This is a genomic window from Albimonas donghaensis, from assembly GCF_900106695.1.
Lineage (GTDB): Bacteria > Pseudomonadota > Alphaproteobacteria > Rhodobacterales > Rhodobacteraceae > Albimonas > Albimonas donghaensis.
Map to the genome: position 1 here is coordinate 77,785 of NZ_FNMZ01000001.1, position 22,352 is coordinate 100,136.

Consider the following 22,352-nt stretch of genomic DNA (forward strand, 5'->3'; position numbering starts at 1 on the left):
GCCTTCAGCGCGCCCCTGCCTTCAGCGTGCCCGGGCGCGGAGCCGGTCGGTCAGCCACTCCATCGCCAGCACGATCACGAACACCGCGAGGATGATCGCGGAAGCCTTCTGATACTGGAACAGGTCGAAGGCGGTTTTCAGCTCCTGCCCGATGCCGCCCGCGCCCACCAGCCCCAGCACCACCGAGGACCGCACCGCCTTTTCCAGCGCGAAGAGCGAGGCGTTGATCATCGAGGGCAGGGCGTCGGGCAGCACCGCGCCGAACAGCACGCCCCAGCGGTTGGCGCCAATGGTCTCCAGCGCCTGCCGGGGTTCGGCCTCGGTCTCCTCCATCGCCTCGGCGAAGAAGCGGCCGCAAAAGCCCAGCGTGTCCACGGCGATGGTCATGGTGCCGGCCACGGCGCCCAGCCCGACGGCCGAGACGAAGATCAGCGCCCAGACCAGGTCCGGCACGGTGCGCGCCAGCGACACGGTGGCCTTGAACAGGAAGGCCCCGCGCCCGAACGGCGTCACCCCGCGGGCCGAGGCCCAGGCGAAGGGCAGCGAGACGAGCACCCCGAAGAAGGCCCCGACCAGCGCGATCTGAAGCGTCTCCACGATGCTCCAGAACATGCGCAGCAGGAAGGCGGGGTCGGTCTCGGGCGGCAGCATCCGGCCGACCAGCCGGGCGATGCGGGGCCCGCCCTCGGCCAGCCGCTCGGGAGACGGCGCCACGTCCCCGAGGCTGGCCACGATCAGCGCCAGCACCGCCACGATCAGAGCGAAGCTGAGCGGGGAGCCGCCGCTGAGCCGCGAGGGCGGGGGCAGGGGGGCGGGCGCGGGGCGAATGCCCGGGAAATCCAGCGTCCGGTCAGCCATCGAACAGCGCCTCCAGGTCGGTCAGCGCGCAGTCGGCGGCGGGGCGGTCCAGCGCGATGCGGCCGTCGCGCAGGCCCACGACCCGGTCGGCGTAGGCCAGCGCGTGCTCCATGTCGTGTGTGGTGAACAGCAGCGCCGCGCCGCGCCGGGCGACGAGGGCGGAGAACAGCTCCATCACCTCCCGCCCCGCCGCGGGGTCGAGCGAGGCGGTAGGCTCGTCGGCGATCACCAGCCGCGGCCGGCTGACCAGCGCGCGGGCCACCGCGACCCGCTGCGCCTGCCCGCCGGAGAGGCGATCCGCCCGGTCGCCGGCCCGATCGGCGAGCCCGACCTCGGCCAGCGCCTCCATCGCGTCCGCGCGCCACGGGGCGGGGGCGATGGCGGCCGACCAGCCGCGCCAGGCGCCGGGGCGGGCCATCAGGCCATGCACGACATTGGACAGCGCCGAGCGTCGGCGCACCAGCCCGTGTTTCTGGAAGACGAAGCCGGTGCGCGCCCGGGCGCGGGCCCGGCCGCGGGCGCGGTCCAGCCGTTCGCCCAGCGTCTCCACCGCGCCGCCGGCGGCGGGGACCAGCCCGACCACGGCGTTGAGCAGCGTGGTCTTGCCGGCGCCGTTGGGGCCGATCAGGGCCACGCGCTCGGTCGCGCCGAGGGTGAAATCCACGCCGCGCAACGTCTCCCGCGCGCCGCGGCGCACCACGAGGCCGGTGACGCGGCACGCCGCCCCGGACGTGTCCGGCGCGGCGTGGAAGGGGGCGGCGGCGGGCGCGTCGGCCCGCCGCGTCAGCGTCTCGAGATCCGGCAAGATCAGTCGCCGACGAAATCGGTGACGGTGTCGATGCCGATGGTCTTGTACATGTCGCGGACGTAGTCGTAGTCGCTGTCCTCGATGCCGGTCAGGAAGAACCCGCCCTTGTACTTCTGGTTGTCGTCGCCCTTCAGCACCGACGCCATCAGCGCCCGGCCGTCCTCGACGAAGGCCGTGCGGACCTTCTCCAGCGCCGCCGGATCCACGTCGGCGCGGGCCACGAGGATGTCGTTGGGCAGGTCGCGGCCGCGGGCGACCACCTGGAAGGCCACGTCGGGGAAGGCCTCGCGGATCTTGTTGAGATGGCCGAAGTTCATCCCCACCGCGGCGACGTCGCCGTTGACCATCGCCTCGACCGCCACGTTGCGGTTGATGATGCGGGCCTCGTAATCCTCGCCCAGCTTCAGGCCGAGATCCGACAGCGCCTGCGCCGGCCCGAGATGCTGGGAGGTCGAGCCGACCGAACCGAAGGTCACCACCTGGCCGCGCAGATCCTCGACCGTCTTCACCGGCCCGTCGGCCAGCGCCACGACCTGGGCGAAATAGTCGGGACGCTGCCAGGCGGCGACGATCACCGGGTTCGACAGCGCCTTGATCACCACGTATTCCGCCGGGCCGGTCAGCACGAAGTCCACCTGGCCGGCGTTCATCGCCTCCACCGCCGCGGTGCGCGAGGACACCGGGTAAAGGTCGATCTCCAGCCCGGTCGAGGCCTCCAGCGCCGCTTCGAAGGCGCCGAATTCCTGGGTGAGCTGCTCCAGCCCCTCGACATCGGTGACGGCGAACTTCAGCGGTTCGGCAGCGGCGGAGACCGCGCCGGCGGCCAGCATGGCGGTCGCGGCGATGACGGTTTTCAGCATGAGATGCCCCTCGTTGAGATAAAAACGTCTTCAGCCGCTGGTATGCGCCTTGCGCGACGGATGCGTGACGCTTCCTCAACGGTTTCGAGAAGAAGGACCCACCCATGGACTGGACCCTCCGCGGCGGCGCGCCGCTCGGCCCCGGCGCGCCTGCGGGCGACCTGCTGCATCTGACCGGCGGGCGCATCGACGCGCGGGGGGCGGAAGGGGCGCAGGTCTTCGACGCTTCGGGGCTGACGGTGGCGCCGGGGCTGATCGACCTGCATGGCGACGGGTTCGAGCGGAACCTCTCGCCCCGCCCCGGCGTGCTCTTCGACCCCGAGATCGCGCTGGCCGAGACCGACCGACAGCTCACCGCCAACGGCATCACCACCGCCTGGCTGGCCGTGACCATCAGCTGGGAGCCGGGGCTGCGCAGCCTGGACACCGCGCGCAGGCTGGTCGAGGCCTGGACCCGCCTGCGCGGCGCCTTCGCGTGCGACATGCGCCTGCAATTGCGCTGGGAGGTCTATGCGCTCGACGCCGTGGAGCAGGTGGAGGCGTGGCTGGCGCTGGAGCCGCGCCCGGCGATCGCCTTCAACGACCATTTCACCGGCCTGTTCGATCCCACGACCCGGATGGCGAAAAGCCTCGACAAATACGCCGCGCGCTCGGGGCTGAGCGTGGAGGCGTATCGGGAGATGATCGGGCGGCTCGCGGCGCGCCGGGACGAGGTCGCGCCCGCCATCGCGCGGCTTGCGGCCGCCGCGGCGCGGGCCGGGGCGCCCCGGCTCGCCCATGACGAGCCGGACGCCGCGACCCGCCGCGCCAACCGCGCGCTGGGGATCGACGTCTCCGAGTTTCCGCTGTCGCGCGAGGCGGCGGCGGCGGCGGCCGAGGCCGGCGAGGTCGTGGTCCTGGGCGCGCCCAACGTGGTGCGCGGCGGCAGCCATATCGGCGCGCTGGACGCCGAGCCCGCGGCGGCCGAGGGGCTCTGCACGGCGCTGGCCTCGGACTATTACTACCCCGCGCCGCTCGCCGCCGCGGCGCGCCTTCTGGCGCGGGGGGACATGGCGCCGGAGGCCGTGTGGGGCCTGGTTTCGGCCGGGCCGGCGCGGGCCATGGGGCTGCGCGACCGGGGCGCTCTGGCGCCCGGGATGCGCGGCGATCTCGTGCTGATCCGGCGCGACGGGCCGCGGGCGCGGGTGGTCGCGGTGTTCGTCGGCGGCGCTCCGGCCTGGTGCGCGGAGCCCTGGAGGATCGCCGGCGCGACCGTGCCGGCCTGAGGCGGGGCGGCCCGAAGCCGGGCTCCACCGCAGGGTGCATGGCGACGGGCGTCCCGGGCAGCGGGTTCGGCCTCGCCGGACCGGGGGGAAGGCGGCTCCAGGACGTGTTTTCACCCCTGCGCAGGGCGGAGGTCCGTGCGGACCCCGCATGGGGGGAACCCGCGCCGGTCTCAACCGTTTCGAGCGGGGAAAACCATGAAATTCATATACTTGAAGATAGGTGGTTCCGAGCCCCAACGCTCTCCCCCTGGGCGAGTTTGCCTAAACAACGATAGCGCGTGTGGATTTCTGCGTGCTAGTTTCGCACAGTCGGCGGCGGAATCGCGCCCGGCCGTGGCGGCGCCTCATGTCTCGGGCCGTCACCTGCCTGACGCATCGTCGACGTAGACTTCGGCGGCGGCCGTGCTCAACCGTCAAGAGCATGGCCATGCCTGCGCGCCCGCGACGGCGCGCCCCTGCGGGGCGGGGGTATCTCTCACGCCCGCCTGCCGTTCGCCATGACCGCGGACGGATCATCGTCGTTCCCAACGTCAAGCGAGTCACCTGATGCGACAGACATCCCTGGCGGCGGCGGCCCTGGCCGCGATCGCCGCCTTTGCGGCAAGTCCGGCTACGGCGCAGGACGCCGCCGAAAAGCCCAACATCCTGGTGATCTGGGGCGACGATGTCGGCCAGTCCAACATTTCCGCCTACACCATGGGCATGATGGGTTACCGGACCCCCAACATCGACCGGATCGCCGAAGAGGGCATGATCTTCACCGACTATTACGGCGAGCAGTCCTGCACCGCCGGCCGGTCGTCCTTCATCATGGGCCAGTCGGTGTTCCGCACCGGCCTGTCCAAGGTGGGCCTGCCCGGCGCCGATCTGGGCATGCAGGAAGAGGACCCGACCATCGCCGGCATCCTCAAGGCGCAGGGCTACGACACCGGGCAGTTCGGCAAGAACCACCTCGGCGATAAGGACGAGCACCTGCCGACCAATCACGGTTTCGACGAGTTCTTCGGCAACCTCTACCACCTCAACGCCGAGGAGGAGCCCGAGAACGAGGACTATCCCGGCGAGATGGTGATGGCCGACGGCCAGACCTTCCGCGACAAGTTCGGCCCGCGCGGCGTCATCAAGTCCTCCGCCGACGGCCAGATCGAAGACACCGGCCCGCTGACCAAGAAGCGCATGCAGACGGTGGACGACGAGACCGTCGCCGCCGCCCTCGACTTCATCGAGCGCAAGACCGCCGAGGGCACGCCCTGGTTCGTGTGGTGGTCCGGCACCCGCATGCATTTCCGCACCCATGTGAAGCCGGAAATGCGCGAGACCGCCGACCAGATGGCCGGCCGCCACCTGGACGAATACCAGGCCGGCATGGTCGAGCATGACCTGCATATCGGCCAGTTCCTCGACAAGCTCGACGAGCTGAACATCGCCGACGACACGGTGGTGTTCTACTCGACCGACAACGGGCCGCACATGAACACCTGGCCCGACGCGGCGATGACCCCGTTCTGGGGCGAGAAGAACACCCAGTGGGAAGGCGCCTGGCGCGTCCCCGCCATGGTGCGCTGGCCCGGCCGGATCGAGGAGGGCTCGATCAACAACGAGATCGTGCACCACATGGACTGGCTCCCGACCTTCGCCGCCATCGCCGGCGAGCCGGAGATCAAGGAAAAGCTGCTGGAAGGCGGCGTCCAGGCCATCGGGCGCGAGTACAAGGTGCATCTCGACGGCTACAACATCATGCCGCTGCTGATCGGCGAGGCCGACAAGTCCCCGCGTGAGGAGATCTTCTACTTCACCGATGACGGCGACCTGGCCGCGCTGCGCTGGAACGACTGGAAGCTGACCTTCCTGGAGCAGAAGGCCTGGGCCACGTTCCGCGCCTGGATGGAGCCGCTGACCGAGCTGCGCGTGCCCCTGATCACCAACCTGCGCCGCGATCCCTACGAACGGGCCTACCGCACGTCCAACACCTATTACGACTGGCTGCTGGACCGGGCCTACATGCTGGTGCCGGCCCAGGCCTATGTCGGGAACTTCCTGGCCACCTTCCAGGAATTCCCGCCGCGCCAGAAGGCGGCGAGCTTCTCGCTCGACCAGGTGATGGAGAAGATGACGCCCCCGGCCCAGTGAGCCGGCCCGCGTGATCGCCTGAACGGCGGGCTCCCCGGCCCGTCTTCGGCCGCCCCGTCGCGGGGGCGGCCGACACGCTTGCCCCCTGACCGGGCATCCTCTCTCGCACAGGATGAAAGACCTCATGACGCTGGCAAGAACACTCGTCGCGGCCGCCGCCGCGACGCTCGTCTTCGGCGGACCGCTCGCGGCCCAGGACTCCGAAAAGCCCAATATCCTCGTGATCTGGGGCGACGACATCGGCGTGCACAACATCAGCGCCTACAATCACGGGATCATGGGCTACCAGACCCCGAACATCGACCGGCTCGCCAAGGAAGGCGCGATGTTCACCGACGCCTACGGCCAGCAGAGCTGCACCGCCGGCCGCGCCGCCTTCATGCTGGGGCAGAGCCCGTTCCGCACCGGCCTGCTGACCATCGGCATGCCCGGCTCGGACCACGGCATCCCCGACTGGACGCCGACCATCGCCGAGGTGCTCAAGGAGCAGGGCTACGCCACCGCGCAGTTCGGCAAGAACCATTTCGGCGACCAGGATCAGCACCTGCCGACCAATCACGGTTTCGACGAGTTCTTCGGCAACCTCTACCACCTCAACGCCGAGGAGGAGCCGGAGGGCTATTACTACCCCAAGGATCCGGAGTTCCGCGAGAAATACGGCCCCCGCGGCGTCATCAAGTCGACCGCCGACGGCGAGATCGAGGACACCGGCCCGCTGAACACCAAGCGGATGGAGACCGTGGACGAGGAGTTCCTCGCCGCCGGGCTCGATTTCCTCGAACGGACCACCGCCGAGGGCAAGCCCTTCTTCATGTGGTTCAACGCCACCCGCATGCACGTCTGGACCCATCTGAAGCCCGAGTCCCAGGGCGTCACCGGCGTCGGGCTCTATCCCGACGGCATGGTGGAGCATGACGGCCATGTGGGCCAGCTGCTCGACAAGCTCGACGAACTGGGCGTCGCCGACAACACCATCGTCATGTATTCGACCGACAACGGCGCCGAGGCCGTGACCTGGCCCGATGGCGGCACCACCCCGTTCCACGGCGAGAAGGGCGACACCTTCGAGGGCGCGTTCCGCGTGCCGCTGCTGGTGAAATGGCCGGGCGTGCTCGAGGAAGGCACGATCATCAACGACATCGTCGCGCATGAGGACTGGCTGCCGACCTTCGCCGCCGCCGCCGGCGACGCCGATGTGGTCGAGAGCATGAAGGCCGGCGCGACCTATAACGGCAAGGAGTTCAAGGTCCATCTCGACGGCTACAACATGATGCCGTTCTTCAGCGGCGAGGTCGAAGCCGGCCCGCGCAAGGAGATGTTCTACTTCTCCCAGGGGGGGGAGCTGAACGCCGTCCGGGTCGGCCCCTGGAAGACCCATTTCGCGCTGCTCAACGGCAACATCGCCCAGGCGACGCGCGACGTGACCTCCTGGCCCACGGTCATCAACCTGCGGGCCGATCCCTATGAGAAGGCCTGGCTCGAATCCGGCATGTACATCCGCTGGTATGCGGAGAACACCATGTGGACCTTCGTGCCGGTGCAGGAGACGATCAAGGAGTTCTTCTCGACCTTCGCGGACTATCCCTACCAGGCGGGGTCGTCGCTGACCGCCGCCAATCTCGGCTACGACACCCTGCGCAACGCGGAGCTGATGAAGCGTCTCGAAGCGCAGGGCTTCAAGCCCAAGCAGTAAGGCGCCGGGCGCCGCGCGCGCCCCTCGCCCCTTTCCGGACAGGCCAGAGACCCGGGCCGCGATCGCGCGGCCCGGGTCCCCCACCGAAGGACGAGCCCATGCGCCCCAACGCTTCCGTTTCCGCCCAGACCCCCGCCCTGATCCCCGCCCTGATCCCCGCCTGCGTTCTCGCCGCCGCCTTCGCCCTGCCGGGCGCGGCCTCGGCGGACCCGCTGCCCTCCTGGCGCGATGACGGCGCGCAGGCCCGGATCGAGGCCTTCGTCGAGGCGGTCACCGACCCGGCCTCCGAAGACTACGTGACCCCCGCCCGCCGCATCGCCGTCTTCGACAATGACGGCACGCTGTGGTCCGAGCAGCCCGCCTATTTCCAGCTGCTCTTCGCGCTGGACGTGCTGAAGACGAAAGCCGAGGCCGACCCGTCCATCCTCACCTCCGACGTGCTCAAGGCCGCCGCCGCCGGGGACATGGAGGGCATGATGGCCGGCGGCGTGAAGGGCCTGCTGGAGGTCGTCGACGTCAGCCATGCGGGCATGAGCGTCGAGGCCTTCCAGGCCGACGCCGCCGCATGGCTGGCGGAGACGGCGCACCCGACCTCCGATCTGCCCTACGCCGCGATGACCTACCAGCCGATGATCGAGCTTCTGTCCTATCTGCGCGACGAGGGGTTCTCGACCTGGATCGTCTCGGGCGGCGGCGTGCATTTCATCCGCGCCGTGGCCCAGGACGCCTACGGCATCCCGCCCTGGCAGGTGATCGGCTCGCGCGGGAACCTCTCCTACGACGCCGAGGGCAAGGCGTTGATGAAGGACGGCGGCGTCAGCCTCGTCGACGACAAGGAGGGCAAGCCGGTCGGCATCGACCAGCAGATCGGCGTGCGCCCGATCCTCGCCGCGGGCAATTCCGACGGCGATTTCGCCATGCTGGACTACGTGACCGCGGGCGACGGCCCCTCGCTGGGCCTGCTGGTCCACCACACCGACGGCGCGCGCGAATTCGCCTATGACCGCGAGGGCCATATCGGCGTGCTGAACCAGGGGCTGGACGAGGCCGAGGGCCGCGGCTGGCTGCTGGTCGACATGAAGGCCGACTGGACCCGCATCTGGACCGGCGGCGAATGAGCGGCGCGATGACCGACATCCCCCCCCGCGAGGCGGTCCAGGCGCTGCGCGCGCGCATGGCGCTCAGCATCGTCGGCCAGGCCGAGGTGATCGAGCGGCTGCTGATCGGCCTGCTCGCCAACGGCAACCTGCTGGTCGAGGGCCTGCCGGGGCTCGCCAAGACCCGGGCCATCAAGGCGCTGGCGAAGAACATGGAATGCGATTTCTCGCGCATCCAGTTCACGCCGGACCTGCTGCCCTCGGACGTCACCGGCACGGAGGTCTATCACCAGGCCTCCGGCGCCGGCGAATTCCGGTTCGAGCCGGGGCCGATCTTCGCCAACATCGTGCTGGCCGACGAGATCAACCGCGCCCCCCCCAAGGTCCAGGCGGCGTTGCTGGAGGCGATGGAGGAGCGGCAGGTCACCGTCGCCGGCAGGACCCATGCCATGCCGCCGCTGTTCATGGTCATGGCCACCCAGAACCCCATCGAGCAGGAAGGCACCTATCCGCTGCCCGAGGCGCAGATGGACCGGTTCCTGATGCATGTGCGGGTGGATTATCCGCCCGTGGAGGACGAGGTCGCGGTGATCGAGATGGTCCGGGCCGAGGAGGTCGCGGCCCTGACCGCCGCGTCGCCCTCCGCCCCCGGCGCCTCTCTCGCCGCCACTCCCGGCGCCGCGCCGCCGCCCCCGATCCCGCAGGACGCGGTTTTCGCGGCGCGCGCGGAGATCGGCGCCATCCACGTCGCCCCCGCCATGGCCCGCTACATGGCCGATCTCGTGCAGGCGACCCGCAGGCCGGACGCCTTCTCCGCCGATCTCGCCCGCTGGATCGAGGTGGGCGCCAGCCCCCGCGCCTCGCTGGCGCTGGATCGCTGCGGGCGCACCCATGCCTGGCTCGCGGGGCGCGATTACGTGGACCCCGAGGACCTGCGCGCGGTGGTTCCCGACGTGCTGCGCCACCGGCTCGGCCTCAGCTACGAGGCGCAGGGCGAGGGCGTCGCCCCCGACCAGGTGACGGCCGAGATCCTCGCCCGCGTCGCGGCGCCCTGATCGGCGGAGGGGTTTTCACGATGCGCGACCGCGCCGCTCGAACCCGCCTCGGCCTCGACGTCCCGCCGCCCCCGGCGGAGGCGGAGGCGGACCCGCGGGTGCATGTCTCCCTCGCCGGGCTGCGGGGGCTGGAGGGGCGGGCGCGCGCGCTGTCCTTTCTGCCCCGCCAGCCCGCGCGCTCGGCGCTCAACGGCCGGCACGGCTCGCGGATGCGGGGCAGGGGGCTGAACTTCGAGGAGCTGCGCGGCTACCTCCCCGGCGACGACATCCGCGCCATCGACTGGAAGGTCACCGCCCGCACCGGCCGCCCCCATGTCCGGGTGATGACCGAGGAACGCGACCGCCCCGCGCTGATCGTGGTCGATCAGCGCATGTCGATGTTCTTCGGCTCGCGGCTCAACATGAAGTCGGTGACGGCGGCCGAGGCGGCGGCGCTGGCCGCCTTCCGCATCCTCGACCAGGGCGACCGGGTGGGCGGCATCGTCTTCGGCGACGAGACCATCGCCGAGATCCGCCCCCAGCGCAGCCGCGCCGCGCTCGACCGTCTGCTGACCGCGCTGGTCGTCGCCAACGGCGCCCTGCATGCCGAGGCGCCGGCGGTGGCGCCGGTGTCGCTGACCCGCGTGCTGCGGGCGGTGGCGCGGATCGCGCCGCGCAATCACCTGGTGATCCTGATCTCGGATTTCGACGTGATCGACGACGAGACGCGGCGGCTGGTCTCCACCCTCTCGCGGCGCAATGACCTGGTGCTGGGCGTGGTCACCGACCCGCTGGCCGAGACGTTGCCCGAGGGCCTGCGCCTGCTGGTCTCGGACGGCGAGCTGCAGGCCGAGGTCGACACCGGCGACCGCGCCACCCATCGCCGTCTGCGCGACATGGCCGAGGGGCGGCTGGCCGAGGCGCTGGACTGGCAGCGCAGCTTCGGCGTGCCGCTGCTGCCGCTGAGCGCGGGGGAGGAGACCTTGCCCCAGATGCGCCGCCTGATGGGCCTCGGCCCCGGCCGCGCGGGAGGCGGGCGATGAGCGACGCGGCGCCTGACGCGGGCGCGCCCGGCGCGGTCCCGCCCGGCGCCCCGGAAACGGGGGCCGGGGCGGCGCCCGGCGCGGGCGTCGCGGTCGAAGCCGGCGCGGACACCACCTCCGCTTCCACCTCCGCTTCCGGCGCCGATGGTGTCGTGACCCCGCCGGAATCGCTGGTCGGTCTGCTGGACCAGCTCGCCCAGCCGGTTCCGCCGCCGCCGATCTCCATGGCGCCCCAGACCGCCGGCTGGGCGGTGGCGGGCGTCGTGCTGCTGATCCTTCTGGCCCTGGTCGCGATCCGCGCCGCGCGCCGCCGCCGGGCGAACGCCTATCGCCGCGCGGCGCTGGCGGCGCTGGCGCGCGCGGGCGACGATCCGGCGGCGGTCGCCGCCATCCTGCGCCGCACGGCCCTCGTCGCCTATCCGCGCGAGCAGGTCGCCGGCCTCCATGGCGCCGCATGGCTGCGCTTCCTCGACGAGACCGCCGGCGCCGGGGCGGGCGGCGGTCTCTCCGACGGTCCCGGCGCCGCCCTGATCGCCGCCCCCTACGCGCCCGGCCCGCACGCGGTCCCCGGCCTCGGCGCCGCGGCGGCCGACTGGGTGCGCCGCCACCGCGCCCCGGAGGCCGTGCGATGATCTCTCTCGGTCTGCCCTGGGCGCTGGCGCTGGCGCCCCTGCCGCTGCTGATCTGGCGGCTCGTCCCCCCGCATCGCGAACGCGCCTCCGCCCTGCGCTTCCCCTTCTTCCGCCGCATCGCCGAGGCCGCGGGGGCCGAGCCCCGCCGCGGCGCCGTGGTGCTCGCCCGCTCCCGCCTCCAGATGGGGGCTGCGGCGCTGGTCTGGCTCTTGCTGGTCGCGGCCCTCGCCGCGCCGGAGCGGGTCGGCGACCCGGTCGAGGTCACCCGCGCCGCGCGCGACGTGGCGCTGGCCATCGACATTTCGGGCTCCATGGACACGCGCGATTTCGCGACCGAGGACGGCCCGCCCCAGCAGCGCCTCGCCGCCGTGCGCGACGTGGTCTCCGACTTCGTGGCGGGGCGGGAAGGCGACCGCATGGCGCTGATCGTGTTCGGCTCCAAGGCCTATCTTCAGGCGCCGCTGACCGAGGACCTGTCGGCCATCGAGGAGCTGCTGGCGCGCACCGAGGTCGGCATGGCCGGGCCGCATACCGCGCTGGGCGACGCCATCGGGCTGGCGATCCGGACCTTCGAGGCCTCGGAGATCGAGCAGCGCCTGCTGATCCTGCTTTCGGACGGCGCCGACACCGCCAGCCGGATGAGCCCGGTCAACGCCGCCGAGATCGCCGCGGATCGGGGGGTGGAGATCCATACCATCGGCGTCGGCGACCCCGAGGCCTCGGGCGAGGACCGGGTGGACCTGGACGCGCTGAAGGACATCGCGGCGCGCACCGGGGGGCGGTATTTCTTCGCCGGAGACGCCGACGCGCTGGAGGCGGTATACGCAAGCATCGACGCGCTCGCCCCGCGGGAGGTGGAGACCCTGTCCTGGCGGCCCCGGCAGGCGCTGGCCTGGATCCCGCTGACCGCCGCGGCGCTGATCGGCATGGCCGCCACCGCCGCCCTGCATCTGGGCGCCGCCGGGGGCGGGCTGCGCGCGGGCGGGGGCGGGCTGCGCGCGGGCGGGGGGCGTCGGGGCCGGGACCGGGCCGGGACCGACATCGCGCCCGCAGCCGGGCCAGAAGCCGGGCCCGAACCCAGGCCCGAAGCCGGGCCCGAATCCAGAGAGGACGCGGCGTGACCGACCCGGCCCTGTTCCTCGAGGCGTTCCACTTCCTGCGCCCCTGGCTGCTGGTCCTGCTGCCGGTGATCGCGGCGCTGTGGTGGGCCGCCCGGCGCGGGCGGCTGCGGGCGGAGACGGGGGCGCAGGCCCTCGCCCCCCATCTGCGCGCCGCGCTGACCGTGGGCGCGGCCTCGCGCCGCCGCCTGCGCCCGCTCGACGGCGCGGCGATGGCCTTCGCGCTGGCCGCGCTGGGCGCCGCCGGGCCGACCTGGTCCCGCGTCCCCGACCCCTTCGCCGCGCAATCCGCGCCGGTGGCCGCGATCCTGAAGGTCGCGCCCTCGATGACCGCGGGCGACGTCGCGCCCTCGCGGCTGGAGCGGGGCAAGCAGAAGATCCGCGGCTTTCTCGAACGTCGCGCCGGCGCGCGCACCGCGCTGATCGCCTATGCCGGCACGGCCCACAGCGTGGTCCCGATGACCGAGGACCCGGACGTCATGACCCCCTATCTCGGCGCCCTGACGCCCGAGGTGATGCCGGAGGCGGGCGACCGGGCCGGCGAGGCGCTGGCGCTCGCGCTCGCCATGCTAGCGCAGGAGAACGCGCCGGGCGGGGTGCTGCTGGTGACCGACGCGATCGACCCGGCGGATGTCGCCGCGCTGAACGCCGCCGGGGCGCCGCTGGCGGTGCTCGCCCTGCTGCCCGAGGGCGTGCGCGACCGCGGGATCGACGCGCTGGACGCGCCGGTGGCGCAGGTCACGCCCGATGACGCGGATCTCGCCCGGCTGGAGCGCGCGCTGGACGCCGCCTGGCGCCGGGCGCAGCTGGAGAACGCCGAGCAGCCCTGGGAGGACCGGGGCCGCTGGCTGGCCTGGCCGGCGGCGGCGCTGACGCTGATCTGGTTCCGCCGCGGCTGGACCATGCGCTGGGCGGCGCTGGCGCTGGTCGTCGCCGGGGCGGCCTTCGCGCCCGGGGGCGCGCGGGCCGAGGGGATCGCGGACTGGTTCCTCACCCCCGACCAGCAGGGCGAGCTCGCCGCCCGGCGCGGGGATTTCCACGCGGCCTCGGACCTTTACGCCGACCCGCTGCATCGCGGCTACGCGCTCTACCGCGCCGGGCGCTACGCCGAGGCGCGCGAGGTTCTGGCCCGCCTCTCCACCCCCGAAGCCGCCTTCATCCAGGGCCTCGCCGCGATCCGCGACCACGCCTATCGCAACGGCGTCCGCGCGTTCGAGACCACGCTGGAGCGCGACCCGGACTTCGCCGACGCGGCGGCCAACCTGGCGCTGGCCAAACGCATCGTGACCTATGTGGAGGACGCGCAGGAACAGTCGGACACCGGCGAGCAGCCGGACCTGAGGGCCGACGAGGAGACCTACGACAACGAGGCGAACCGCGGCCAGGAGATGGAGGCGCCCGCCCCTGGCGACAAGGCCGAGGCCATGCCCTCGACCGAGCAGTGGATGAACGCCGTGGACACCCGCCCCGCCGATTTCCTGCGCCAGCGTTTCGCGCTGGAGGCGGCCCGGGGGCCGGCCGCGGACAACGCCGCGTCGGCGCCCGACCCGTCTGCCGGGCCCGCCCCCGGCGCCGCTGGACAGGAGGCGCCGGAATGAGCCTTCGCGCCTCGCGTCTCGTCGTCGCCGCGGTTCTCGCCGCTTCGGCCGTCTCCGGCTCCGCCGCCGCCCAGGGCCGCAGCGCCGAGCAGATCGAGGCCAACCGCGAGGCGGTGGCCCGCGGCGCCGACAGCGCCCCCGCGGCCGCCGCCGAAACGGCGCCGACCCGGCCGATCCTGCGTCTGGACCTCGACGCCGCCGAGGCCGTGCCCGGCCAGCCCCTGACCCTGCGCCTCACGGTTCTGGTCCCGACCTTCATGCCCAGGCCCCCGGACTGGCCGGATTTCGAGGCGCCCAACCTGCTGGTCCGCCTGCCGGGCCGCGCCACGTCGCCGGTCAGCGAGCGGGTGGGGGCGGAGACCTGGTCCGGCGTCTCGCGCCGCTGGCGGATCGCGCCGATGATCCCCGGCGACATCCCGGTCCCCGCGCAGGAGGTGCGCGTCACCTGGTCCGATCCCGACGGGGGCGAGGACCTGACCGCCGACCTGCCCGTGGACGCCGTCACCTTCCGCGGCGTGGTTCCCGAGGGTGCCGAGGGGCTCGATCCCTTCATCGCCGCCTCGGGCCTCAGGCTGGAACGCCTGGTCGAGCCTGCGGGCGACGCCGCCGGGGCCGACCCCGACGCGCCGGGGCAGGGCATGGCGCCGGGGGACAGCGTGACCGTCACCCTCACCGCGACGGTGGAGGGGGTGTCGCCGATCTTTCTCCCCACGCTCGCGCCCCCCGCCGCGATCCCCGGCCTCGCCGCCTATCCCGACCCGCCGCAGGTGAGCGAGACCGACGGTCGCGACGGGCCGGGGGGCGCGCGGGTCGAGCGCATGTCGCTGGTCGCCGAGGGCGGCGGGGCGGGCGAGCTTCCGGCCGTGACCCTGCGATGGTTCGACCTTGATGCCGGAGAGGTGCGCGAGGCCACGGTCCCGGCCGTGCCGCTTTCGGTCGACGGGCCGCCGGCGCGGGCGGCGGCGGCGCCGCGGGACTGGGCGAGCCTCGCGGTCCGGGGCGCGGCGGCGCTGGCCGGGCTGGCGCTGCTGGTCGGCCTGGCGCGGCTGGCCGGCCCGCCGCTGGGCCGGTCGCTGGCGGCGCGGCGGGCGGGGCGGCTGGCGTCGGAGGCCCATGCCTGGGCCGGATTGCGCCGGGTCGTCGCGGCGCGCGACCATGCCGCCCTGCGCCCGGTGCTGGACCTTTGGGCGGGACGGGTGGCGGGGGCGGATCCGCGCCGGGACCCGGCGGTTTCCGCGGCGCTCCTGCAACTCGGCGCCGCGCGCTACGGCGCGGCCGAAGGGGGGGCGAAAGGTAGGGCGAAGGGCGGGGCGGAAGAGGCCGAGGCCGCCGCCTGGGCCGCGCTCGCCGCCGCCTTGCCCGCCGCGCGCCGTCAGGGACGAGACGGCGGAGGCGGGGACGCCGCCGCGCTTCCGCCGCTCAACCCGGTGTGACGGGCGGCTTGGCGATGCCCGGCGCGGCGTCGCGGACCGCATGCGGATCGGGCGCCCGGCGCCCGCGCCCCGAGGCCCGCCGCCGCATCGCGGCCGGCTTCGGGACGTGATCGCGCTTGACCCTCGGCCGGCGGAAGGTTAACCGCAACGACAAGGGCCGCCCCCAGCCCGTCGCCAGTGCGACGGCCCCGCGCGCATCGCCGTGCGACCGCAGCCCTTTCCTCCCGAGGTTCCCCGCGTTTCCATGACCGCTCCGCTATACGCCGGCGCCCGTGCCGGCCTGCCCGATTCCGTCGCCGCCCTGCGCCGCATCGTCGAAGCCGCCGCTGCGCTCGACATCCGCGCCGAGCCCGCCGCGCGCGCCGATGCGGACCCCGCCGCGCACCCCGGTGCGCACCCGGCCGCGCGCGCCCGGGCCGTGACCCTGCGCGGGGACGGCTGGTCCGTGGGCCTCGACGCCGGGGACCGGGGCCTGGACCTGGCGGCCGAGGCCTGCGACGCGGTGGTGATGCGCGGGATCAAGGAGATGGCGGTTCATTTCCTGGCCGAAATCGACCCGCCCGCCGCCGAGGCGTTGCGCTGGTCCGACGGGGCCCGGCCCGGCGCGCTCGCCGCCGATTTCCAGGCATGGACCTGGCGGGGCGCGCGGGCGCCGGTGATGCCGGGGCTCGACCGGCTGGTGTTCGAGGTCGAGGACGCGGCCCGCTATGCCGGCGCGCCCATGCATGTGCGCCTGCTGGTTCCGCCCGTCGAGACCGGGGACGGCGAAGGGGCCGCCTGGCCGCGCCAGAAGCCGAATGGCGGGCTCGCCTGGCCGGCCGGCCCGCAGGCGCTGGCGACGCGGGTCTACACCGTGCGCCGCGCGGATGTCGCGCGGGGCGAAGTGGAGATCGACGCGGTGGTCCATGGCGACGACCTGCTGGCCGGATGGGCGGCGCGGGCGCGGCCGGGATGGCGGCTCGGCGCGCTCGGCCCTTCGGGCGGGCCGCCGGCGGCGGATGCGGCGCTGATGGCCGCCGCCGATCTCTGCGCCCTGCCGGCGCTGGCCCGCGCCTTCGAGGCGGCGCCCGGGCGCCGGGGCCTCGCCGTCGTCGCCGCGCCGCCCGAGGCCGCCGCCTACCTGGCGCCGCCGCCGGGAATCGCGCTGCGGCTGCTGCCCCCCGACACGGCGCCCGAGGCGCTGGCCGACGCGCTGCTCGACGCGGCGGAGGCCGCGATGGGCGCCGCCGACCCGCCCCGCTGGTGGATCGCGGCCGAGACCGCCGCGGTGCGCCGCGCGCGCGTCCGGCTCGACGCGCTGGGCGTGCCGCGCGACCGGCGCGACTGCGTCGCCTACTGGCGCGCCTGACCCGTTTCGCAAGGCCCGCGCGCGCCGGAAGCGACGCGGCCCAGCCTGAACAACGCCGCCCGAGACATGGCGCGCGCAAAAAACCGACTGAAACAGTCGGTCGTCCGGGCGCTGCGGCCCCGGGCGTCTGAACAGCTCAGAGGGACCCCGTATGACCGACAAGACAGACACGACCCGCCCGCCCCGAGACCTGCGCGCCCGCCTAGACCTTCGCGCCCGCCGCGCCCTGCGCGCCGGCGCCGCCCCGCTGGCGCTGGCGCTGGCGCTCGCCGCCCCGCAGGCCCGCGCGCAGGACGCGGCCGAGCCCATCCGGCTCGGCCCCATCACGGTGGAGGCGGAATCCGACACCACCCTCGTCCAGAACGGCTACGTCGCCCAGCGCGGGCGCCAGGCGACCAAGGTCGACACCCCGATCCGGCGCATTCCGCAGGCGGTCTCGGTCATCACCCAGGACCAGATGGAGGACCAGAGCCCGCGCACCCTGCTCGACGCGCTGGCCTATACCGCGGGCGCCTCGATCTCGGCCTTCGGCTATGACAGCCGCTACGACGCCTACACGATCCGCGGCTTCCCCGCCTATTACACCGGCATGTTCCGCGACGGGCTGCGGCTCTACAACGGCCCCTCCGCCTGGTTCCGCAACGATCCCTACACGCTGGAGGGGGTGGCGGTGCTGAAGGGCCCGTCCTCGTCGCTCTACGGCGTGTCGGGGCCGGGAGGGATCGTCAACATGGTCTCCAAGCGCCCCACCGCCGAGCCCTATCGCGAGGTCGAGGTGCTGACCGGGACCGACGACCGCTGGCAGGGAGCGTTCGACCTGTCCGGGCCGGTTCCGGGGTCGGGCTCGCTGAGCTACCGCATCACCGGCCTCGCCCGCACCGCGGAGACCGAGCTGCCCGGCTATCCCGACGACAAGCTGACCATCGCCCCGGCGCTGAGCTGGGCGATCACGCCGGACACCACGCTGACCCTGCTGGGCGAATACACCGACGCCACCACCGGCGGCACGGCGGCCTATTACAACCCGGCCTATGGCGAGGTCTCGCGCGTTCCCGCCGCGGATCCGGCCTATAACGACTTCGACCAGCAGCAATGGCGCCTGGGGTGGGAGCTGGAGCACGACGTGAATTCCGCCATCACCCTGCGCCAGAAGGGGCGCTACGCGGATGTGGACGCGGATCTGGAATATTCCGGGCTCTACGACGCCGGCGCCCCGGAGCTGACGCGCTATTGGGGGCACTACACCGAGACGCTGTCCCAGTTCACCGTGGACAACCAGGCCCAGGCCGAATTCGCCACCGGCTCGGTGCGCCACACGCTGCTGGCCGGGCTCGACTACACCTGGGCGGATTACGAGGCGGGCTCGCTGGTGGATTACGTCTCGCTGGCCTCGATCAAGGCCTCCGCCGTGCCCTCGGCCGGGGGGCAGGAGCAGAACCAGGTCGGGCTCTACCTGCATGACCAGGCGGTGTGGCGGGACCTGACCGTGTTTCTGTCGGGCCGCTGGGACCATGTGGAGACCGCGTCCACCGACGCGGCGGGCCTGCGGACCGACACCACGGACGAGGCGTTCTCGGGCCGCATCGGGGTGAGCTACGAGGTCGGCTACGGACTGGCGCCCTTCGCCAATCTCTCCACGTCCTTCTCCCCCAATATCGGGCTGGTCTACGAGCCCGCGACGTCGGCCGTCGGCACGCCGGCGAAGCCCACCACGGCGCTGCAGAAGGAGATCGGGATCAAATACGCGATCCCGGGGACCGACAGCCTGGTGACGGCGTCCGTCTTCGATATCTCGCAGGAGGACGGGGTGGTCTTCGACACCTCGACCGGGATCAACCGGCAGGTGCAGCGGGATCTGCGCTCGCAGGGGTTCGAGATGGAGGCGGTGTCGAATTTCGACAACGGGCTCAGCGTGATCGCCTCGTGGACCCATCTGCGCATGTCGATCCGCAAGGGGGCCGCGGGCACGGCGGGGAACGAGCTTTCCGCCACGCCCAACGACGTCGCCAGCCTCTGGGCCCATTACGCGCCGCGGTCGGGCCTGCTGGAGGGCTTCGGCATCGGCGCCGGCGTCCGCTATGTCGGGGACAGCTGGGGGGATGACGCCAACTCCATCCGCAACGCCGAGCGGATGTTCGTGGACGCGGCGCTCAGCTACGACCTCGGGCAGGTGGGGATCGAGGGCGCGCAGGTGCAGCTGAACGTCCGCAACCTGTTCGACCAGGCCGACCAGACCTGCGCCTCGGGCTTCTGCTACTGGGACGAGGGGCTGAACGCGACGCTGGCGCTGCGGTATCGCTTCTGATGGGCGGTTCCGTCTCCGCCTCGCCCTGGGGCGTCACGCTGGCCATCGGCGGGCTCTATGTGGGTCAGAGCGTCATCGGGGGCCTGACCTGGAGCGGTCTGCCCGCGGTGCTGCGCGCCGAGGGGTTGCCGCTGGAGCATGTGGGGCTGCTGTCGCTGCTGGCGGCGCCCTGGGCGCTCAAGTTCCTGTGGTCGCCGGCGGTGGAGCGGTTCCGGCTGCCTCCGGGGCGCCCCGCGCGATCGGGCGCGGTGGTGCTGATCGGCGGGGCGGCGGCGGTGGCGGGGCTGGCGGCGGCGGGGCTGGTGGGGCCGGCCCCGCTGGCCGCGACGCTGGCCTGCCTGATGCTGGTCGCCATCGCCACCTCCACCGTCGACATCGCCGTGGACGGCTACGCGGTGCAGAACCTGTCGGATCGGCAGCTGGGCTGGGGCAACGCCGCCCAGGTCGGAGGCTCCTATCTCGGTCATGCGATCGGGGCGGGGGCGTTCCTCGTCGCCGTGGGCTGGGTCGGCTGGGGGCCGGCGGTCGGGCTGGCGGCGGGGGCGGTGACGCTGCTGGCGCTGCCCTTTCTCGCGCGGACGCGGCGGGGGGAGCCGATATCGCTCCCCGGACCGCGGCCGTCGCTGCGCGCGGCGCTGGCCCGGCGGCCGGTGCGGCGCGGGCTGGCGCTGGCGGCGATCCACGTGACCGCGCAGAAGACCTCGATCGGGCTGCTGGGACCGTTCTTCGTGGACCAGGGCTGGTCCCTGGCCCAGGTCGGGCTGCTCAACGGGGCCGGGGCCATCGGGCTCGGGGTCGTGGGGGCGGCGCTCGGCGGCGGGCTGGTGCGGCGCTTCGGCATTCGCGCGGTGCTGGTGGGCGCGGCGGTGGTCCAGGCCGGCGTGCTGACGCTGATCGGCCTGCACGCCGCCACCGGCGCGCTGCCCGGCGCGGCGCTGGTCGGGCTGGCGCTGACCGGCGGCTCGCTGGTCATGGCGACCGGGTTCGTGGCGCTCTACGCCCAGTTCATGCGCTGGTCGGACCCGCGCCAGGCCGGCGTCGACTTCACCCTGTTTCAAAGCGCGGACGCCGCCGTGTCCATGGCCACGGGACTGGCCGCGGGCGTGCTGGCCGGGGCGCTGGGCTACGCGGCGTTCTTCTGGATCGCCGCCGGGCTGGCGTTGCTGGCGGTCCCGGCGTTGTTCTGGGCGACCCGCGCGGAGCCGGGCTGAGCCGCGCCCCCATCGCGCATGAGCGAGCCGGCGGCCTCCGAGGCGCCTCATGCGCGAGCCTTGCCGGCCCGGCGCCTGTCCCGCGCGCAGTCGGCGCCTTCCGGACAGGCGCCCGTTGCGGCGATGCGCAAATCTCCGCCCTTTTCGCCGCGTCGCGGAAATTCATATGTGGACAGGCGGAGGCGAAATTCGCAGGCTCCCACACCGGGACGCGGAACCAGCCGCGCCCGACAAATGAGGCCGGGCTCGACCCCGGCCCGATCCCAGGCCGCGCTGAACCGCGCGGCGCGCAACAGCGGAGGCGCGACAATGAATTTCCTCAGCAGACTGGCCGTGACGGGGCTCGCGGCAGCGATTCTCGCCGGCCCGGCGCTGGCCCCGGCTCCGGCCTACGCCGCCCCCCCCGCCGACACGTTCGTGATGGCCAAGGACGTCTCGGACATCATCACGCTCGACCCGGCGGAAGTGTTCGAGTTCTCGGGCGGCGAGATCATCGCCCAGATCTATGACCGCCTGATGTGGTTCGAACCCGAGGACATGGCCACCCTGGTCTGCGGCGTGTGCGAGACCTACACGGTGTCGGAGGACGGCAAGTCCATCACCTTCACCATGCGCGAGGGCATGACCTTCGAGAGCGGCAATCCGGTCACCGCCGAGGACGTGGTCTATTCGCTGCGCCGCGTGGTGAAGCTGAACAAGACGCCTTCCTTCATCATCACCCAGTTCGGCTGGACCCCGGAGAACGTGGACGAGCTGGTCCGGGTCGAGGACGGCGCCGCGGTGATCACCATCACCGAGGACTTCTCCCCCGCCCTGGTGCTGAACGCGCTGTCCGCCGGCGTCGCCTCGATCGTCGACATGAAGACGGTGGAAGAGCACGCGACCGACGGCGACATGGGCTACGCCTGGCTGAAGAACCACTCCGCCGGCTCGGGTCCGTTCAAGCTGCAGACCTGGAAGGCCAACGAGCTGGTCTCGATGACCGCCAACGAGGACTTCCGCTCCGGCGCGCCGGGCGTGAAGCGGGTGATCGTGCGCCACGTCGCCGAGCCGGGCGCCCAGCGCCTGCTGATCGAGAAGGGCGACATCGACGTCGCCCGCGACCTGACGCCGGACATGGTCGCGGCGCTCGAGTCCAATGACGACGTGACCGTGCAGACCGACGCCAAGGCGGCCGTGATCTACATGGCCTTCAACCAGTCGGACGAGATCCTGTCCAATCCCAAGGTGGCCGAGGCGATCCGCTATCTGGTCGACTATCGCGGCATGGCCGACACCTTCCTGAAGGGCCAGTTCAAGGTCCACCAGGCGGCCTGGCCCGAGGGCATGTGGGCGGCCTACAACGAGACGCCCTATGCGCTCGACATCGAGAAGGCGAAGGCGCTGCTGGCGGAGGCCGGCTATCCCGACGGGTTCGAGATCCACATGGACACGCTCAACCAGTCGCCCTACCCGGAGATCGCCCAGGCCCTCCAGGGCACGCTGGCCCAGGCCGGCATCAAGGTCGAGATCTCGACCGCCGAGGGCAAGACCCTGTGGCCCATGTACCGGGCGCGCAAGCATCAGCTGATCCTCGCCCAGTGGTCGCCGGACTACACCGACCCGCACTCCAACCTCGACGCCTTCGCGCATAACCCGGACAACTCGCCCGAAGCCAAGCTGACCGGCGTGCTGGCCTGGCGCAACGCGTGGATGGACGAGGACATGAACGCCATGGTCGTGGCGGCCCGGAACGAGACCGACACCGCCAAGCGCGAGGCGCTCTATCACGACATCCAGGCCAAGCTGATGCATGAAGGCCCCTACGCCATCCTGTTCCAGCAGACCGAGCAGGCGGTGATGCGCGCGGAGGTCGAGGGCTTCGTCTCCGGGCCGACCTTCGACCTGATCTACTACCGCACCGTGTCCAAGTAAGGCGG

General features: G+C 72.7%; 17 protein-coding genes. 14 read left to right on the top strand and 3 right to left on the bottom strand.

The window, feature by feature from the left end; all coding sequences use genetic code 11:
* Positions 1-21: 21 nt before the first annotated feature.
* The 3 genes from phnE to BLV24_RS00360 are packed head-to-tail and all read right to left on the bottom strand — an operon-like array spanning position 22 to position 2,526.
* Positions 22-858, bottom strand: coding sequence for a phosphonate ABC transporter, permease protein PhnE (gene phnE / locus BLV24_RS00350; protein WP_092679167.1), 837 nt, complete (start codon positions 856-858; stop codon positions 22-24).
* On the bottom strand, positions 851-1,663 hold the full coding sequence (locus tag BLV24_RS00355) for a phosphonate ABC transporter ATP-binding protein (RefSeq protein WP_245710316.1): 813 nt from the start codon (positions 1,661-1,663) through the stop codon (positions 851-853). The genes phnE and BLV24_RS00355 overlap by 8 nt, the downstream gene beginning before the upstream one ends.
* Before the next feature lie 2 nt (positions 1,664-1,665).
* Positions 1,666-2,526 (bottom strand): PhnD/SsuA/transferrin family substrate-binding protein, encoded by an 861-nt coding sequence (locus BLV24_RS00360; protein WP_092679168.1) that lies wholly within the window; start codon positions 2,524-2,526, stop codon positions 1,666-1,668.
* Positions 2,527-2,630: 104 nt separating this feature from the next.
* Here BLV24_RS00360 and BLV24_RS00365 point away from each other — a divergent pair, with 104 nt between their 5' ends.
* The 14 genes from BLV24_RS00365 (at position 2,631) to BLV24_RS00430 (ending at position 22,347) form a co-directional block, all read left to right on the top strand.
* The gene (locus BLV24_RS00365; protein ID WP_092679169.1) at positions 2,631-3,791 is read left to right on the top strand and encodes an alpha-D-ribose 1-methylphosphonate 5-triphosphate diphosphatase; all 1,161 of its coding nucleotides are present in this window, start codon (positions 2,631-2,633) and stop codon (positions 3,789-3,791) included.
* 546 nt (positions 3,792-4,337) lie between these two features.
* Positions 4,338-5,921: an arylsulfatase gene (locus BLV24_RS00370; RefSeq protein WP_092679170.1), complete on the top strand. Its 1,584-nt coding sequence runs from the start codon at positions 4,338-4,340 to the stop codon at positions 5,919-5,921.
* Positions 5,922-6,045: 124 nt separating this feature from the next.
* Positions 6,046-7,614, top strand: coding sequence for an arylsulfatase (locus BLV24_RS00375; RefSeq protein WP_092679171.1), 1,569 nt, complete (start codon positions 6,046-6,048; stop codon positions 7,612-7,614).
* 98 nt (positions 7,615-7,712) lie between these two features.
* Positions 7,713-8,732: an HAD family hydrolase gene (locus tag BLV24_RS00380; protein WP_092679172.1), complete on the top strand. Its 1,020-nt coding sequence runs from the start codon at positions 7,713-7,715 to the stop codon at positions 8,730-8,732.
* An 8-nt stretch (positions 8,733-8,740) separates the two neighbouring features.
* Positions 8,741-9,766 (top strand): AAA family ATPase, encoded by a 1,026-nt coding sequence (locus tag BLV24_RS00385; protein ID WP_092679173.1) that lies wholly within the window; start codon positions 8,741-8,743, stop codon positions 9,764-9,766.
* Positions 9,767-9,786: 20 nt separating this feature from the next.
* Positions 9,787-10,788 (top strand): DUF58 domain-containing protein, encoded by a 1,002-nt coding sequence (locus BLV24_RS00390; RefSeq protein ID WP_092679174.1) that lies wholly within the window; start codon positions 9,787-9,789, stop codon positions 10,786-10,788.
* Entirely contained in the window at positions 10,785-11,420 is a 636-nt protein-coding gene (locus BLV24_RS00395) for a DUF4381 domain-containing protein (protein ID WP_092679175.1), read from the top strand. Before BLV24_RS00390 ends, BLV24_RS00395 begins: the two co-directional genes overlap by 4 nt.
* Complete coding sequence (locus tag BLV24_RS00400) at positions 11,417-12,541, top strand: VWA domain-containing protein (RefSeq protein WP_092679176.1); 1,125 nt, start codon at positions 11,417-11,419, stop codon at positions 12,539-12,541. The genes BLV24_RS00395 and BLV24_RS00400 overlap by 4 nt, the downstream gene beginning before the upstream one ends.
* A complete protein-coding gene (locus tag BLV24_RS00405) occupies positions 12,538-14,136 on the top strand; it encodes a vWA domain-containing protein (RefSeq protein ID WP_092679177.1) in 1,599 nt (532 codons plus the stop codon). Before BLV24_RS00400 ends, BLV24_RS00405 begins: the two co-directional genes overlap by 4 nt.
* Entirely contained in the window at positions 14,133-15,569 is a 1,437-nt protein-coding gene (locus tag BLV24_RS00410) for a BatD family protein (RefSeq protein WP_092679178.1), read from the top strand. The genes BLV24_RS00405 and BLV24_RS00410 overlap by 4 nt, the downstream gene beginning before the upstream one ends.
* Positions 15,570-15,813: 244 nt before the next feature.
* Entirely contained in the window at positions 15,814-16,917 is a 1,104-nt protein-coding gene (locus tag BLV24_RS00415) for a siderophore-interacting protein (protein WP_092679179.1), read from the top strand.
* A gap of 151 nt (positions 16,918-17,068) precedes the next feature.
* On the top strand, positions 17,069-19,222 hold the full coding sequence (locus BLV24_RS00420) for a TonB-dependent siderophore receptor (RefSeq protein WP_092679180.1): 2,154 nt from the start codon (positions 17,069-17,071) through the stop codon (positions 19,220-19,222).
* Complete coding sequence (locus BLV24_RS00425; RefSeq protein ID WP_092679181.1) at positions 19,222-20,433, top strand: MFS transporter; 1,212 nt, start codon at positions 19,222-19,224, stop codon at positions 20,431-20,433. Before BLV24_RS00420 ends, BLV24_RS00425 begins: the two co-directional genes overlap by 1 nt.
* Before the next feature lie 309 nt (positions 20,434-20,742).
* A complete protein-coding gene (locus tag BLV24_RS00430) occupies positions 20,743-22,347 on the top strand; it encodes an ABC transporter substrate-binding protein (protein ID WP_176954574.1) in 1,605 nt (534 codons plus the stop codon).
* Positions 22,348-22,352 lie beyond the last annotated feature (5 nt).